The sequence below is a fragment of the Paraburkholderia gardini genome (genome assembly GCF_907164575.1).
GTDB classification, from domain to species: domain Bacteria; phylum Pseudomonadota; class Gammaproteobacteria; order Burkholderiales; family Burkholderiaceae; genus Paraburkholderia; species Paraburkholderia gardini.
Genome location: NZ_CAJQYY010000026.1, coordinates 84,783 through 99,744, shown reverse-complemented (window position 1 = coordinate 99,744; position 14,962 = coordinate 84,783). Strand labels below are relative to the sequence as shown.

General features: G+C 61.0%; 14 protein-coding genes. 5 read left to right on the top strand and 9 right to left on the bottom strand.

Translation table 11 applies throughout. From position 1 onward, the window contains the following. Nucleotides 1-324 precede the first annotated feature (324 nt). Entirely contained in the window at nt 325-900 is a 576-nt protein-coding gene (locus LPA34_RS20720; RefSeq protein ID WP_228981684.1) for a TetR/AcrR family transcriptional regulator, read from the bottom strand. 130 nt (nt 901-1,030) lie between these two features. Between LPA34_RS20720 and LPA34_RS20715 the strand changes: the two genes are divergently transcribed. From LPA34_RS20715 to LPA34_RS20705, 3 genes are all read left to right on the top strand, one after another. Further along, a complete protein-coding gene (locus LPA34_RS20715) occupies nt 1,031-1,765 on the top strand; it encodes an SDR family NAD(P)-dependent oxidoreductase (RefSeq protein ID WP_228981677.1) in 735 nt (244 codons plus the stop codon). 103 nt (nt 1,766-1,868) lie between these two features. Beyond that, nucleotides 1,869-2,465, top strand: coding sequence for an NADPH-dependent F420 reductase (locus tag LPA34_RS20710; protein WP_228981675.1), 597 nt, complete (start codon nt 1,869-1,871; stop codon nt 2,463-2,465). Nucleotides 2,466-2,559: 94 nt separating this feature from the next. Beyond that, on the top strand, nt 2,560-3,147 hold the full coding sequence (locus LPA34_RS20705; RefSeq protein WP_228981673.1) for an ester cyclase: 588 nt from the start codon (nt 2,560-2,562) through the stop codon (nt 3,145-3,147). Nucleotides 3,148-3,298: 151 nt separating this feature from the next. Here the strand turns inward: LPA34_RS20705 and LPA34_RS20700 are convergent, their stop codons facing one another. From LPA34_RS20700 to LPA34_RS20680, 5 genes are all read right to left on the bottom strand, one after another. Continuing rightward, entirely contained in the window at nt 3,299-4,546 is a 1,248-nt protein-coding gene (locus tag LPA34_RS20700) for an enolase C-terminal domain-like protein (RefSeq protein WP_228981671.1), read from the bottom strand. Nucleotides 4,547-4,598: 52 nt separating this feature from the next. Then, a complete protein-coding gene (locus LPA34_RS20695) occupies nt 4,599-5,891 on the bottom strand; it encodes an MFS transporter (RefSeq protein ID WP_228981668.1) in 1,293 nt (430 codons plus the stop codon). 84 nt (nt 5,892-5,975) lie between these two features. After that, nucleotides 5,976-6,743 (bottom strand): SDR family oxidoreductase, encoded by a 768-nt coding sequence (locus LPA34_RS20690; protein WP_228981667.1) that lies wholly within the window; start codon nt 6,741-6,743, stop codon nt 5,976-5,978. A 126-nt stretch (nt 6,744-6,869) separates the two neighbouring features. Continuing rightward, a complete protein-coding gene (locus LPA34_RS20685; RefSeq protein ID WP_228981665.1) occupies nt 6,870-7,589 on the bottom strand; it encodes a FadR/GntR family transcriptional regulator in 720 nt (239 codons plus the stop codon). 176 nt (nt 7,590-7,765) lie between these two features. After that, a complete protein-coding gene (locus LPA34_RS20680) occupies nt 7,766-10,132 on the bottom strand; it encodes a DNA polymerase II (protein ID WP_228981660.1) in 2,367 nt (788 codons plus the stop codon). A gap of 179 nt (nt 10,133-10,311) precedes the next feature. Between LPA34_RS20680 and LPA34_RS20675 the strand changes: the two genes are divergently transcribed. After that, nucleotides 10,312-10,665, top strand: a complete 354-nt coding sequence (locus tag LPA34_RS20675) for a DUF1428 domain-containing protein (protein WP_228981658.1) — start codon at nt 10,312-10,314, stop codon at nt 10,663-10,665. Between the two features lie 168 nt (nt 10,666-10,833). Then, nucleotides 10,834-12,273, top strand: coding sequence for an MFS transporter (locus LPA34_RS20670; protein ID WP_228981656.1), 1,440 nt, complete (start codon nt 10,834-10,836; stop codon nt 12,271-12,273). A gap of 54 nt (nt 12,274-12,327) precedes the next feature. Here the strand turns inward: LPA34_RS20670 and LPA34_RS20665 are convergent, their stop codons facing one another. From LPA34_RS20665 to LPA34_RS20655, 3 genes are all read right to left on the bottom strand, one after another. Further along, entirely contained in the window at nt 12,328-13,338 is a 1,011-nt protein-coding gene (locus LPA34_RS20665; protein WP_228981653.1) for a DUF2891 domain-containing protein, read from the bottom strand. 106 nt (nt 13,339-13,444) lie between these two features. Next, a complete protein-coding gene (locus tag LPA34_RS20660) occupies nt 13,445-13,987 on the bottom strand; it encodes an ankyrin repeat domain-containing protein (RefSeq protein WP_228981651.1) in 543 nt (180 codons plus the stop codon). Nucleotides 13,988-14,085: 98 nt separating this feature from the next. Beyond that, nucleotides 14,086-14,880 (bottom strand): TetR/AcrR family transcriptional regulator, encoded by a 795-nt coding sequence (locus LPA34_RS20655; RefSeq protein WP_407672479.1) that lies wholly within the window; start codon nt 14,878-14,880, stop codon nt 14,086-14,088. Nucleotides 14,881-14,962 lie beyond the last annotated feature (82 nt).

Below are 14,962 nucleotides of genomic sequence, written 5' to 3'. Positions count from 1 at the left end.
AGACGCTGTTGTGGACGCAAATCCTCCGGCCGGCGCGCCGGGAGCGATCCTGGGAGCCGTATCACCCGTTCTTGATCGATGCTCCTGTCAAACGAAGTTCAGGCGTACGGAGCATCGGACAAGGTTCGACCATGTGCGGTCGCTGGGTAGTACGACCGCTCAACTGCTCCAGCGTCTTGTCGCCGTCGTCAACAGCCGCTCAAAACTCCCGATACGATCAGCTGCATTCGTCATCCTTGCCAGGACTTTTGTGCATGGTCTCGCCGGCGCCGGTCATAGCGGACGCCATCCGGCGCAATGCAGACAACAACTCGTTGCGCCCTGTTACGTTGCCTTCCTGACATCGTTGCCAGGCCGGTTTGTCAGGATGGCGCTCGTAATAACGTGAAAGAGATGATCGGCGCGTGGCGCGAATGAGGGTTGGTCAACGAGCCAACCGAGCGCCGACATCAGGGCAAACAGGTCGACCCCATCCATATCGGCGCGCGCCGTTCCCTCGGCCTGAGCTCGGAGCAGTAGCCGCGCGCCCGCTGAATGCACCGCTGAGCATGAAGCGTGAAGCGCGGACTCCGGGTCCGCATGGGCGTTCGCCATCAAGGCGACAACGCCGCTATAGCTATGAACGAATGCCACCCCTTCGCGAAACCAGGACACGAGCGCTTCGTCAGGTGGATTCGACGATTCGAATTCGCTTGCCTTCTGCGTGAGTGCGTCCAGATTCGTACGCAGCAACGCTTCGAACAAGGCTTCTCGCGTCGGGAAATGGCGAAACAGTGTGGCCAACCCGACGTTGGCCTGGCGGGCGATATCGCGCATGGACGCGTCGGCACCATGCTCGGTGATGACGTTGCGCGCGACCTCAAGTAGATGACTGTAATTTTTTCTGGCGTCGGCTCGCATAAATTGCCTTGACAACCGGATCAGTGATCCGAATATAATGAACCTGTATCTGGATCAGTGATCCACAAGATACAGCACATTTGTGCAAATGGGAACAGAGACGCTGTCCGACATCACGAAAGGAGAAGTCATGGGAAAGCTTGAGGGTAAGGTTGCAGTCATCACGGGCGGATCGAGCGGCATGGCGCTGGCGAGCGCCAGGCGGTTCGTTGAAGAAGGCGCCTATGTGTTCATCACGGGCCGGAGGCAGGAGGCGCTCGACGAGGCCGTCAAGCTGATTGGCCGGAACGTGACCGGCGTGCGCGGCGACGCGGCCAGTCTGGACGATCTCGACCGCCTGTTCGATACAGTCAGGCGGGAAAAGGGCAAGATCGACATCCTGTTCGCGAGCGCAGGCACGGGCGAAGCCGTCCCTCTGGGCGAGATTACCGAGCAGCACTTCGATGCGACCTTCGGCCTGAATACGCGCGGCACGCTGTTTGCGGTTCAGAAGGCGTTGCCGCTGTTCAACGATGGCGGATCGATCTTCATGACCGGGTCAGTTGCTTCGGTGAAAGGTTTTCCTGGTTATGGCGTGTATGCGGCGAGCAAGGCGGCGTTGCGCTCATTCGCACGCACCTGGCTTAACGAACTGAAGGGCAGGAATATCCGGGTGAACGTGCTGAGCCCGGGGCCGATCGCCACACCGATGCAGGACCAGATTCTCACCGAGGAGGCGAAGCGGATGTTCGAATCCCTGATTCCGCGGGGAAAGATGGGTCGTCCTGAGGAAATCGCGACGGTCGCGCTGTTTCTTGCGTCAGACGATTCGAGCTTCGTGAATGGGGTGGAGTTGTCTGTCGACGGCGGCTTCTCGGCCATCTGAAATCGCGCCGAAAGGCGCGTAGAAGGACCTGTCAACTCGACGAATATGATCCGGGTTGTGTCGATAAATATGGATTCCTTAAAATACTGAATGGAGAGTTCGCGTGAGCTATTCGATTATTGGCTTTGGCGCGGTAGGTCAGGCACTCGCCCGAGCGTTTGCAAGAAAGAACATCGATGTGACCGTCGCCAGCCGGCGTCCTCCCGAGATGTTGATGCAGCAGGCACAAGCGATCGGCCCCACCGTTGTCCCCAGGACGCTGCAGGATGCAATCGCGTCCGACACGATCTTCCTGGCGGTTCCGTTTTGGGAACATCGCGAAGTCGCGAAGCAGATCACAACCTGGCACGGCAAGACGATCATCGACGCGACAAATACAAATGCTCCAGTTGAAGACCTGGATGGTCAGCCATCGTCCGCGGTTGTCGCCAGGGCGTTTACCGGCGCCAGGTTCGTAAAGGGCTTTAACCATCTGTCCGCTGCCGTTCTGGCCGCTGATCCGGGCGTGAATGGCGGCAGCCGCGTCGTGTTTTTGTCGAGTGATGACGAAAATGCGGTGGCACCGGTCGCGGTTCTGGCCGAACAACTCGGTTTCGCGCCGATTGCGCTAGGACCGCTCAAGGATGGCGGCTCGCTCGTCCAGGCCAGGGGCAATACCTGGGGTAAACTGATCTTCAAGGATCTCGTCAGGTTCAAATAGCGGCGCGTCAGGACAAAGTCACAGCGGCCACGTGCATCGCTAAACGCGTGCTGATGATCTGACCGGGATTCAGTTGGTGCTGCTGAGCGAGTGCATGATGGCCGCTCGCGACCCGTCGGCCGCGAGCGCCCGTACTGCAGACGTGATGCGGACGGATGTCCGTTCGGAACTGGAAGGCGGCCATTGCCGACATGGCGACCCGAGCGACAGCTACGAGCCGAAAATACGCATTCGTCGAAATCACCGGGAGGCCATGAGCACCATGCACGATATCAGCGGTGTTGTTCGCGGGTTTGTCGAGGAAGTCCTCAACCAGGGGCGGATCGATGCCGTCGACCGGTTCTTCCGGGATGACATGGTCGAGCACGTGCCGTTTCCCGGCCAGGGTTCCGGTCTGCAAGGTCTCAAGGAGGTTCTACGTGAGATGCGGACCGCATTCCCGGATATGCACTGGACCATTGAGGAGCAACTGACTGAGCGTGACCGCGTGCTGACCCGCTTCGAGTGGACGGGCACTCATCGGGGAGCGTTCCTGGGCGTGCCCGCAACGGGGCGGCCGGTAAAGGTTTGGGGCATGGTCATCGACCGCGTGGAGGAGGGCAGGATCAAGGAAACCCGCATCATCATGGACATGCTCGGACTGATGATGCAACTCGGCGCGGTCCTTCCACCGGGTCAGTGACACCAGCATGGTCGAGCACGCACCGGCATGACTGACTGTCGATATCCCGGAAGCTATTGTTGAAGCGTTGCGGGTGCAATGGTCGGGAGTGGAAATCGCAGCGTGATTCGCCCTGAACTGAAGGCGCACAGTCGAGGCTGGATCAGCCGCTTTACGGAGTCTGGAGCGTCCCATCCTTCAGTCGTGTCTGCGTCCACGTCGTCGTCGTATTTTCGCAAGGATATTTCGCCGCCTCGACCTCGTTGATGTCCACGCCCAGGCCCGGTTTGTCATTGGCATAGACGTAGCCGTTCCTGAATTCGGGCAGGCCGGGGAATACATCGAGCAGAGCCTCTTTCGGTCCCTTCAGGTTCTGGATGACGAAATTCGGCGGCTCGGTGCCGGACCACTCCTGGACACCAAAATTGCGCGCAGGCAGATCGATATGAATATTGGCCGCGTGAGCCAATGGCGACATATCGCCTGGACCGTGCCATGCCGTCCTGACGCCGAACTGTTCGGCAAAGATCTGCAGCTTCCTGCCGGCGGTAATGCCGCCAATCTGGCTGAGATGAACCCGGATGTAATCGATCAGCCGCCCGGTAATCAGGAATTTCCATTCAGCAGGGTTGTTGAACAGCTCACCCTGGGCCAGCGGAGTGCTCGTCTTTGCCCGCAGTTGACGTATCCACTCAGCTTCTTCCAGCGGGATGGCATCTTCCAGGAAGAACAGGTCATAGGGCTCCAGTTCACATGCAAACCGGATGGCCTCGATCGGCCTTAGACGCTCATGCACGTCATGACACAAGGCAACATCGAATCCGATCCTGCTACGAATGCCATCGAACAGCTTGAGCGTCTCGCGCATATACTTTTTGCTGTCCAGGTAGACGCCGTCCATTGCTCCTTCCGGCGCGGATGAGGGTGCCTTGCCGTAGCGGGCGCCCCCATATCCGCCGCTCTGGCAACGGATATGAGTAATGCCCTGTTCCTGGTATTGCTGGATGTTGTCGCATAACTCGTTCAGATCCTTGCCGTCGGCGTGGCGATAGATCGGCACACCTTCACGGCACTTGCCGCCGAATAACTGGTACAGCGGCATGTCGGCCATCTTGCCCTTGATGTCCCACAGTGCCATGTCGATGCCGGAGATCGCATTGTTCTCGATTGGACCATTGCGCCAGTACGCGTTCTGGTGCATCAATTGCCAGAGTTCCTCGATCGCTTCGGCGTCCCTGCCGATCAGGAGCGGCCGCAGATATTCCTCGATCAGACACTTGACCGCGACATGCCGGTAGGCAAATGTCGCGCAGCCGAGCCCGTACAGTCCGTCCTGGTTGGTCTCGAGTTTGACGACAGTGAGGTTGATGCCTTCCGGCGCGGTCAGGATGACCTTTACGTCCGTAATCAGGGTTGCCATTTTCAGCCTGCCAGAATCGAATCGATAAAACGAAGCCGCATCGCGTGGTTCCTTACGTGCGGCGCAGCGAGAGCGAATCTTCATCCTTCGTGCGCTGACCGGAATGCGCCGGCACGGTGATCATCAGGATGACTGATAGAAGCAGACCGGCCGCCATGAAGATATACGAGGCCGCGGGGCTGCCGGTCGCGCCGTTCAGGTACCCGACGACGTACGAGCCCGCGAACGCGCCCAGTGCGCCGCACGCATTGACCAGACCGATCGCGCCGCCCAGCACGTTGCCTGGAATCAGTTCCGGTATCAGCGCGAAAAACGGACCATACGGTGCATACATCGTTGCGCCTGCAACGACCAGCAGCGCGAACGAAATCCAGAAGTGCGATCCGCCGATCAGGTACGAAGCCACGAACGCGATGGTCCCTATGAGCAGCAGCGGCCAGACGAACAGCTTGCGGTTGCGCGTCCTGTCCGACAGCCAGGACGCGAGCAGCATCAGGATGATTGCCGCGAGATACGGAACCGCGGCAAGCCAGCCGATCGATACGATGTCGATGGTGGACGCGGCCTTGAGAATCGACGGCAACCACATGATGAAGCCGTACACACCGATACTCCACAGCGCATGAATCGCGCAGCACTTCAGCACGATCGGCGAACGGAAGGCCGCCTTGTAGTCGCGCACCGGCGCGATGTCCGCCTGCTCGGCCTTCAGACGGGCGGCAAATTCGGTCTTTTCAGCGTCGCTCATCCAGGTGACGTTGGCCGGGCGATCCTGCACCGTAAACCACCAGACCACCGCCCAGATGAGCGCCGGCAGGCCTTCGAGGATAAACATCTCGCGCCAGCCGAAGCTGTGGACCAGATAGCCCGACACCACCGACATCCACAGCACCGTGACCGGATTGCCGAGAATGAGGAACGTGTTGGCACGCGAGCGTTCGCTGCGCGTGAACCATCGGCTGATGTACATCAGCATTGAAGGCATGACAGCCGCCTCCACCACGCCGAGCACGAAGCGCAACACCATCAGCATCGGAATGTTGCTGACCATCCCGGTCGCCGCGGCGCACAGTCCCCACAGGACCAGGCTGAAGAAGATCAGCTTCTTCACACTGTTGCGTTGCGCGTAGATCGCGCCGGGTACCTGGAACAGGCAGTAGCCGAGAAAGAACAGCGAGCCGATCAGCGACGATGTGCCCTGCGAGATACCGAGGTCCCGGTTGATCCCGGCCGCCGCGGCGAAGCCGTAGTTCGCGCGGTCGAGATAGGCCAGGCTGTAAGTGATGAAGATGATGGGCATCAGATACCACCATCTTTGGGTTGCTACGGGTTTGACGCTTTCCATGACGTCTCCAGATCGATACGTCACACAGACGGTTTGCCTCGCGCGAGCCGTTTTTTGTTTTGATGTCCCCGCGCGAACCTGCATTCAAAGCACGGCCAGCCAGCCGCCATCGACGTAGATGATCTGGCCGTTCACATAACTCGATGCTGGCGACGCCAGATACACCGCCGTGCCGACGAGTTCCTCCGGCTTGCCCCAGCGTTGCGATGGATTGCTGCTCTTGACCCACGCGTCGAAGGCGGCGTTCTCGATCAGCGGCTTGTTCATGTCGGTCAGGATGTAACCCGGCCCGATCGCGTTAGCCTGAATGTTCGACGCCGCCCACTCGGCGCTCATCGCGCGGGTCAGCATCTTGATGCCGCCCTTCGCTGCCGTGTACGCGCCGACAGTCGCGCGACCGGCTTCGCTCGTGAGCGAGCCGATGTTGATGATCTTGCCGCCCGTGCCGCGCGCGATCATGCGGCGCGCAGCCTGCTTCGCGACGATGAACGCGCTCGTCAGATTGGTGTCGATCACACGCTGCCAGTCGCTCAGTTCGAGTTCGACGAGGGGCTTGCGAAACTGGATGCCGGCGTTGTTGACGACGATGTCGACCTGCACGCCGTCCTTCTCCCATTGCGCGAACGCGTCGGCGACGGCGTGCTCGTCGGTGACGTCGAAGGCGCGGCCTCGTACGTCGAATCCTTTGGCTGCGAGCCGGCTGGCCGCTTCGGCGACCGTATCCGCACGCGTGCCGTTCAGGATCACGCTGGCGCCCGCGGTGGCCAGCCCTTCAGCAAGCGCGAAGCCGATGCCGCGAGCCGAACCGGTTACGAGCGCCGTGCGGCCGCTCAGATCGAATAGCTGTGTCATGCGCTTGTCCTCTCCATGTTCAGAAACGAGGCGCGAGTGCACCCCTCGCGACGGTTGATCCAGTCGCGATAACGCGTTGGTGTGGGGTCCGTGGCGAAGCCGTCGGACAGGTCGCTGGACGCGCTCCTAAACGGGCTGGTCGTTCACGGTGCGATTCAGCGCGGCACGATCCTCGAAATCGTTCTCCGCGCGCCGGATGAGCGTGAGGACAGCAGCCTCCGCCGTCTCCGGGTCGCCTTTCTCGATCGCGACGCACAGCGCTTCGTGCATCGGCAGCGAACGGGCCGGGCCACCGGCGATTTCAGAGCTGAGCTCGAAACTCGTGCGCAGGATCGCCGACAGCGCGTTCTGCATCTGCTGGACGAACTGGTTGTGACAGGCCGTCAGGATGGCCCCGTGAAACGCGAGGTCGGCGGGAACGTATTCACCGTGACCGGCGACCGCTCGCTCCATCGCCCTGAAGGCACGCCGCACCGCGTGCCGATCCTCCTCAGTCGCGCGCTTCGCGGCGAGCCTTGCCGCGTTCGGCTCGATGATCATCCGCAGTTCCATCAAGTCCTGGATCAGGCCGTCGTCGACCGCTTCCGCCCGCGCGCGCCACGTGATCACGTCCGGATCGAACAATTGCCATTGCGCACGCGGCAGCACGACCGTGCCATACCGGCGGCGCACTTCGAGCATGCCCTTGGCGGACAGCGATTTCATCGTTTCGCGAATGACGATGCGACTGACCTGCATCTGCTCCGCGAGAACAGGCTCTGCCGGCAGAATATCGCCCGGCATGAATTTGCCTGAACAGATCTGCTCGCCCATCTGGTTCAGAACCTGTCTGTGCAATGTGGCCATAATTCGCTCTCTAGATCATACGTATGATGTAGAAAGATAAATATGCAGATGTACCCGCGCAATAGGGGTTGACCCGAGGTCAGGCTTTCACGCGGGCGAGGTCAACGCCGTGTTCGCTCGCTGTAGTCGAATACATCCGCGAACACCCGCGAAATGGCACAGGCCGCCATCGATCGTCAGAAGAGAGCTTTCTGGCCCGACATCAGCGTTTCGAAGTCGTCGCCGAGCAGAGGAAGAATCGCGTCGGCCACAGGCTGCAACTGGCGCGTCAGATAGTGGTCGTAGTCGATGTCCGAGCGTAACGTTTCCAGCGGCTCGGGGCCTGCGCCTGTCATCACGTAGCTGATCCAGCCGCCACTCTGATATTGCAGCGGTCGGCCTCTCTCGCGATTGAGCTCGTCGGCGATGCGCGCGGCGCGCACGTGCGGCGGAACGTTGCGTTGATAGTCTTCGAGCGGACGGCGCAGCCGCTTGCGATACACCAGTTGATCGTCGAACTCGCCGCGTAGCGTTCGATGAACGTAGTCGCGGATGTAATCCTGGTAGGGCTGCCGCCTGAAGATGCGCAGATAGAGCTGCTGCTGAAACCGCTGCGCAAGCGGCGTCCAGTCGGTGCGCACCGTTTCGAGCCCTTTATAGATGACGTCTTCGGAGCCGTCCGGCAGCACCGTCAAACCCGCATAGCGTTTCTTGCTGCCTTCCTCCGCGCCGCGAACCGTAGGCATGAAAAAGCGGCGATAGTGCCGTTCGAACTGGAGTTCAAGCGCGCTTTCGAGTCCAAAGCGCGCCGCGACGTGTTGTTGCCACCACTGCGTAATGTGCGTGACCAGTGTGCGACCGATCTGCGCGGCTTCGTCCTCGGAGTGGGCGTGCCTGAGCCACACGAACATCGAATCGGTATCGCCGTAGATGACTTCGTAACCCTCTGCCTCGATCAGCTCACGCGTTTTGCGCATGATTTCGTGCCCGCGCATCGTAATCGACGACGCAAGGCGCGGGTCGAAGAAGCGGCAACCCGTCGACCCCAGCACGCCATAGAACGCGTTCATGATGATTTTCAGCGCCTGCGAGAGCGGCTTGTTCTGCTCGCGCCTGGCGGCTTCGCGTCCTTCCCAGACCTGACTGACGACAGACGGCAGACAGTGTCTGCCGCGCGAAAAGCGGGCGCCAAGGAAGCCCGGCACGGAATCCGCGTCATCGGGATGCTGCATGCCTTCCACCAGCCCGACCGGATCGATCAGAAACGTGCGGATGATCGATGGATAAAGGCTCTTGTAATCCAGCACGAGCACGGAATCGTAGAGGCCCGGGCGCGAATCCATGACGAGCCCGCCAGGGCTGGCTTGCCCGTTTATATCGCCTGGATTGGGCGCGACGAAACCCATGCGATGCATCCGCGGCATGTAGAGATGCGTGAACGCCGCGACGGATCCACCGCTGCGATCCGCGGCAAGCCCGGTGACAGTGGCGCGTTCGAGCAGGAACGTCAGCAGTTCCGTTCTGGCGAAGATGCGCGTGACCAGCTCGCAATCCTTGAGGTTGTATTTCGCAAGCGCCGGTTTGTCTTCGTCAAAGCGCCGCTGGATTTCCTCCATGCGCTGATACGGATTGTCGATGGATTTGCCTTCGCCCAGCACGGACTGCGCGACGTATTCAAGGCTGAACGACGGAAAGCTCCATGTTGCCGACTTGAGTGCCTCGATGCCGTCGATGATCAGACGCCCGGCGGCACCCGCAAAGAAATGGTTCTTTTGATGACCGTGCTCGCGCCATTCCATGACGCTTGCGCCACGCCCGAGTCTGAGCGGAACGCGATAACGTTCAGCGTGTTCCTGCAACACGCGCAGATCGAACTGGACGAGGTTCCAGCCGATAATCGCATCGGGATCGTGAGCGGCGAACCATTCATTGAGCTTTTCCAGCATCTGCGGCCGGCTTTCGCAGTATTCGAACTGAAAGTCGATGATGCTTTCGTCGCCATTCGCGGGGCCCAGCATATACACCTGGCGTTGACCGCACCCTTCCAGTGCGATCGAATAGAGGTCGCCATGAGCGCTGGTTTCGATATCGAGCGACACGAGTCTGAGTTGCGGGCGATACGCCGTGCAAGGCTTCATCTCGGCGTTCACGAGCATGCCGTTTTCGGTCGCCTCGCCGCTGAACGTGACGGGCGCCGTGATGAATCGCTCCATCATGTAGCGCTCGGGCGGAAAGATGTCCGCTTCATAGACATCGACGCCGCCGTGCCTTAACCGCTTTTCCAGCGCGCCAAGCTGGCGATAGTGCCGGCAATACATCCCCAATACGGGACGATGATGAAAATCGACGAGCCCCAGCGGACGCAACTCGACCTGGGATTCACGACGCAATACGGTCTCGGCGCGCTCGCGCTGCTCAGCGGGAATGAACGCGACCGACGTCTGCGGCCGCAGCCGGATATGACGCGGCCCCTGACCGGTTGCGAGCCAGAACTCGACCTCCGTGCCGGTGGCCGTATCGCGCCAGTGTCGGGTCAGAAGAAAGCCTTGATGTTGCTCAGTCAAACGATCGCCTTTGGATGCTCATCTCTCGGGGCAATTTTACTGTCTGCGCGGTTTCAGCGTTGTCGATTTCCTGCTGTGCCGTTCGTCGTGTCTGAAGGCGGGAAGGCTGACAACAGGCTGCGCCGCGGCGAAGCGGCTTCCCGCCCTCATTCCTGTTCAATCGAAGAAGGAGCACGTTCATGACCTACATCGACGGTTTTGTTGCAGCGGTACCTACAGCCAGTCGCGAAGCGTTCACGCAACACGCCGAGGTTGCTGCGGCGGTCTTCAGGGAGCAGGGGGCCTTGCAGGTGGTCGAATGCTGGGGCGACGACGTACCGGAAGGAACGCTGACTTCGTTTCCGATGGCCGTTAAACGCAAGGATGACGAGACCGTTGTCTTTTCGTGGATTCTCTGGCCGTCCCGTCAGGTGCGCGACAAGGGCATGCAGGCCGTCATGGCGGACCCGCGCTTGCGGCCCGAGACGAATCCGATGCCCTTCGACGGCAAACGGGCGATCTTCGGCGGCTTCGAAGTGATCGTGGAAGCCTGATCTGCCGTCGCGGTGGCCACGGGTGTGGGGAAAATCACGACGTTCGAGCCGTTCAGGGGCGCTCACCGCTAGAATGCTGCCGGACCCTGCGCCCGGCGGTGCGCGTGCTCATCGCACGCGTGCAGAGTAAAAAGCCGGCGCAAGACCGGCCTCACTCTGGAGACAAGAATGGTAACCCCTGAACAGGATCGGGCCGCGGCGTACGCGGCGGCCTCCCGTGAACCCGCCGTCCTCGCCATCGACGCGGGCACCATTTCCGCGCGTCTGGACCGGCTGCCCGCGACACGTTCGATCTGGAAGCTCGTCGTTCTGCTAAGCCTTGGTTTTTTCTTTGAGCTGTACGATCTGCTTTATACCGGCTACGTGGCGCCCGGGCTCGTCAGGAGCGGTCTGCTGACCGCCACGACGCATGGCCTCTTTGGCACAACCGGCATCGCAAGTTTTATCGCCGCGCTATTTGCGGGCCTCTTTGTCGGCACGATCGCCTGCGGTTTTCTTGCCGACCGTTTTGGGCGCCGCGCAATCTTCACGTATTCGCTGCTGTGGTACACGGTCGCCAACGTCATCATGGCGTTCCAGGAGACCGCACTCGGGCTGAACGTCTGGCGTTTCATAGCGGGTGTGGGTATTGGCGTCGAACTCGTGACGATCGGCACGTACATCGCGGAACTGGTGCCGAGGCAGATTCGCGGCCGGGCATTCGCCTGCGAGCAGGCAGTCGGCTTCACGGCCGTACCAGTGGTGGCGTTTCTCGCGTATCTGCTGGTGCCGCATGCTTTCTTCGGGCTCGATGGCTGGCGCTGGGTGGTGCTGATCGGCGCGCACGGCGCGCTCTTTGTGTGGTGGATTCGCCGCGCGTTACCCGAGAGCCCGCGATGGCTCGCGCAGCAGGGCCGTCTCGACGAGGCGGACCGTGTGATGACGGCGCTCGAAGCCAGAGTAGAGGCCGAATACGGCCGGCCGTTGCCGCCGCCGGAGCAGGTCGTCGCGATGCCGGAACGCGGCCGGTTCCGCGATATGTGGATGCCCCCGTACCGTTCGCGCACGTTGATGATGGTGATCTTCAACGTCTTCCAGACGGTGGGGTTCTATGGCTTCGCCAACTGGGTGCCGACGTTGCTGATCAAGCAGGGCATCACGATCACAACGAGCCTGCTGTATTCGAGCATCATCGCGCTGGCTGCACCGCTGGGACCTGTGATCGGGCTTGCGATCGCGGATCGTTTCGAGCGCAAGAGCGTGATCGTGGCGACGGCGGGTGCGATCGTGGTGTGCGGTTTGTGGTTCAGCCAGGTGTCGGACGCGTTGTTGCTGGTCGGGCTTGGCGTGTGCCTGACGCTGGCAAGCAACATCATGTCGTACAGCTTTCACGCGTATCAGGCCGAGCTGTTCCCGACGAGCATCCGTGCGCGCGCGGTCGGCTTTGTCTATTCGTGGAGCCGTTTCTCCGCGATCTTTACCGCGTTCCTGATTGCTGCTGCGTTGCGGCAGTTTGGTTCGACAGGTGTGTTCGTGCTGATCGCCGGCGCGATGCTGATCGTCATGGCGGCGATTGGATTGATGGGCCCGCGCACGAAGGGTCGTGCGCTTGAAGCAATTTCGCACTGAACCTGACGATCCCGGGAGGGATCGTCCACGTGATACCCTGGCATGTGGCCTTCCTCAAGCCTCCAGCGCCAGCAACGCAAACGTCGCGAGCCAGTGTTCGCCCATGTAGTCGCCTGCGACGTGATCCAGCGCAGCCGCCAGATGCGTATCGGCCGCTTCGAAGAGTACAGTGGCGCGCGCATCGCCCGAAGGCAGTGCCCGCGCGATCGAGCGTTGACACCACGCACGGCTGAGATTCAACCCGTCGAGGTGCGCGATCTTTCCGTCCGTACGGTCTGTCACCGTGGCCGGTATGAAAAGCGTCGCGGGTTTGCACGCGGCAATATCCGGCAGGAAGCGCGTGAACCACGCGATAAATTCCTCCGGTGGCAACACGCGTTGCATCAATGCGGCTTCCATCAGCGATGGCGACAGAAATTCGTCACCTGACGGCTCCCACGCCTGGCACGCAGCGTCTTCCAGATACCACCGCTTCGACGTGTCGGAGATCAGGCCGGCGAGTGACCGATGCCCCGTCTGACGCGCGAAATCGAGCGCGAGCGAAAGCGCAAACGCCGTGTTGAAATGCGTGCCGACGCGCAACGGATACGTCGACTTCGGCAGAAATTCCTCGAAGCGTTCGACAAACGTCTGGGTTAGCGGCGCGATTGTCGTGGCCCAGGTTGAAGCCCGCGGCAAGCTCATTGACTGCACCTGTGCCGCGAGTGCAAGCAGCCAGCCCCAGCCATATGGACGTTCGAAACCGCGATTGTGCGGCAGATCGAGATAGGCCATCTCACCTGCGACGTTCGCCGCGGTGAAATGCTCATCGACGACTGCGATGATGCGCTTCGCTTCGGGCAGGTCCGGAAAGCGGTCGATCAATCTCAGCACGAGCCAGTAACCGTGCACGCACGAATGCCAGTCGTAGCTGCCATAGAAAACCGGATGCAGCGCGCGCGGCCCTTGCACGTCTTGCGGGCCGGCCAGCGAATGGGTCAGCTTGTTCGGATATTCGCGCGTCAGATGATCGAGCGCCAGCGTAGCGAATTTCGATGCGATAGCGGAAGTGAGTTGAGTGGTCATCGGTACACCAGCAAAAACGTTAGCCTGCATTTTGCAGGCACCTAACGATTGTGCCCCACGTGTGTTGAAGACGCACGCACAACGCACCCAGACGTTGTTCGAATCCTCACGATTTCGCTTTCACGAGAATCGCGGGCGTATCCGGCGCGCCCATTCTGTTTGCTGCATCCAGCGGCGTAAACCCACCCGAGTCGCGTGCTTCAGGATTGGCGCCGTTCGCGATCAGGAGGTCGACGATCTCCGTGCGATTGAACATCGCGGCGATCATGAGCGCGGTGCGGCCATCGGGTGACGCGCCTTCGACATCCGCACCCTGTGCGAGCAATGTTTCAACGACGTTCCTGAATCCTTTAAATGCAGCGCCGGCAATCGGCGTCTGGCCATTGTCGTTGCGCAGGTTGGGATCCGCACCATGTTCCGCAAGCGTTCGCACGGCATCGACGTGCCCGTGATACGCCGCGAGCATCAGCAGGCTGTCGCCTTTCTCGTTGCGAAGATTGGGCGGCACACCTTTCTCGATCACGACAGCGAGCGTGGCGGCGTCGCCGCGTCGGGCGAGGTCGAAGACTTCGCGTGCCACCTCGATGAGATCAGGATCGATTTCGGTCGAGGGCTGTGGCTTCGCGGATGAGTTGGGATGACCTGTCAAAGTGGACTCCTTCCGTCAGGACACGCCGCGAGGCGGCGTCGGGACTTCAGTCAGGATACGCATTTTGTGCGAAACGTGTGCGCGGCTTGTGCTCGCCTTCAGGCCGCGCCCGTGCCGGCTTCCTTGCGCGTACGCCGCGTCATGGTCGCGGTTTTATCCGCGTGTCCCGCCTTGTGCGCTGCTTCGACCACCTCGAGTTGACGCGTTGCCTCGCCTACCACATGCCGAAACTGCAGTAGCGCGCCGAGCGACGCGTCGGGCGGCTGCAGCGCCGACCACAGCACGTCGATCAGACGGTCGGCGGTCGCGTCGATATCGATCCGGCGATTGACCAGCGTCGCGTCCCAGAGCACATGTTCCATTGGCCCGAACACCATCGAGCGCAACAGCCGCAGCGGCACATCCTGCCGGATCTGGCCGGTTTCCTGTCCCTGCGCCAGCACCCGCATGAGCGGTGCCGTGTAACGGCGTTGCAGTTCAACCAGCGCCTCGCTGAGTTCATGTTGACGCGCGCGGCCTTCCGACAGCACGAGCGAACACAGGCCGGTGCCGTTCACCAGCATCAGGCGAAGGTGCATCCGCACGATGAACGCGAACTGCTGACGCACCGTGCCGTCGCGGGGCAGGCCCGATTCGATGGCGTCGATGATCTCGTCATACCAGTCTCCGATCACGCGCGCGCACAGTTCGCGTTTGCCGCGGAAATAACTGAATACGGTGGCCTCGGAAATGCCGAGCCGCTGTGCGATTTCGGACGTGGTAGCGCGCTCGTAGCCCTTTTCGGAGAAAACGTCGCGCCCCGTCTGAAGGATTTCCTTTACACGCTGTTGCGATTTGCGCCCGGCCGGCAGGCGGCGCGATGGAGGCAATTTGGCCTTCGGCACGGCCATGATTTGAGTCCAGTTCAGTTTTAAGCGCTCGATGCGCACGATGAAATCCATGTTAGCACGACAGAATCAGTCTGCAAGGCGGATT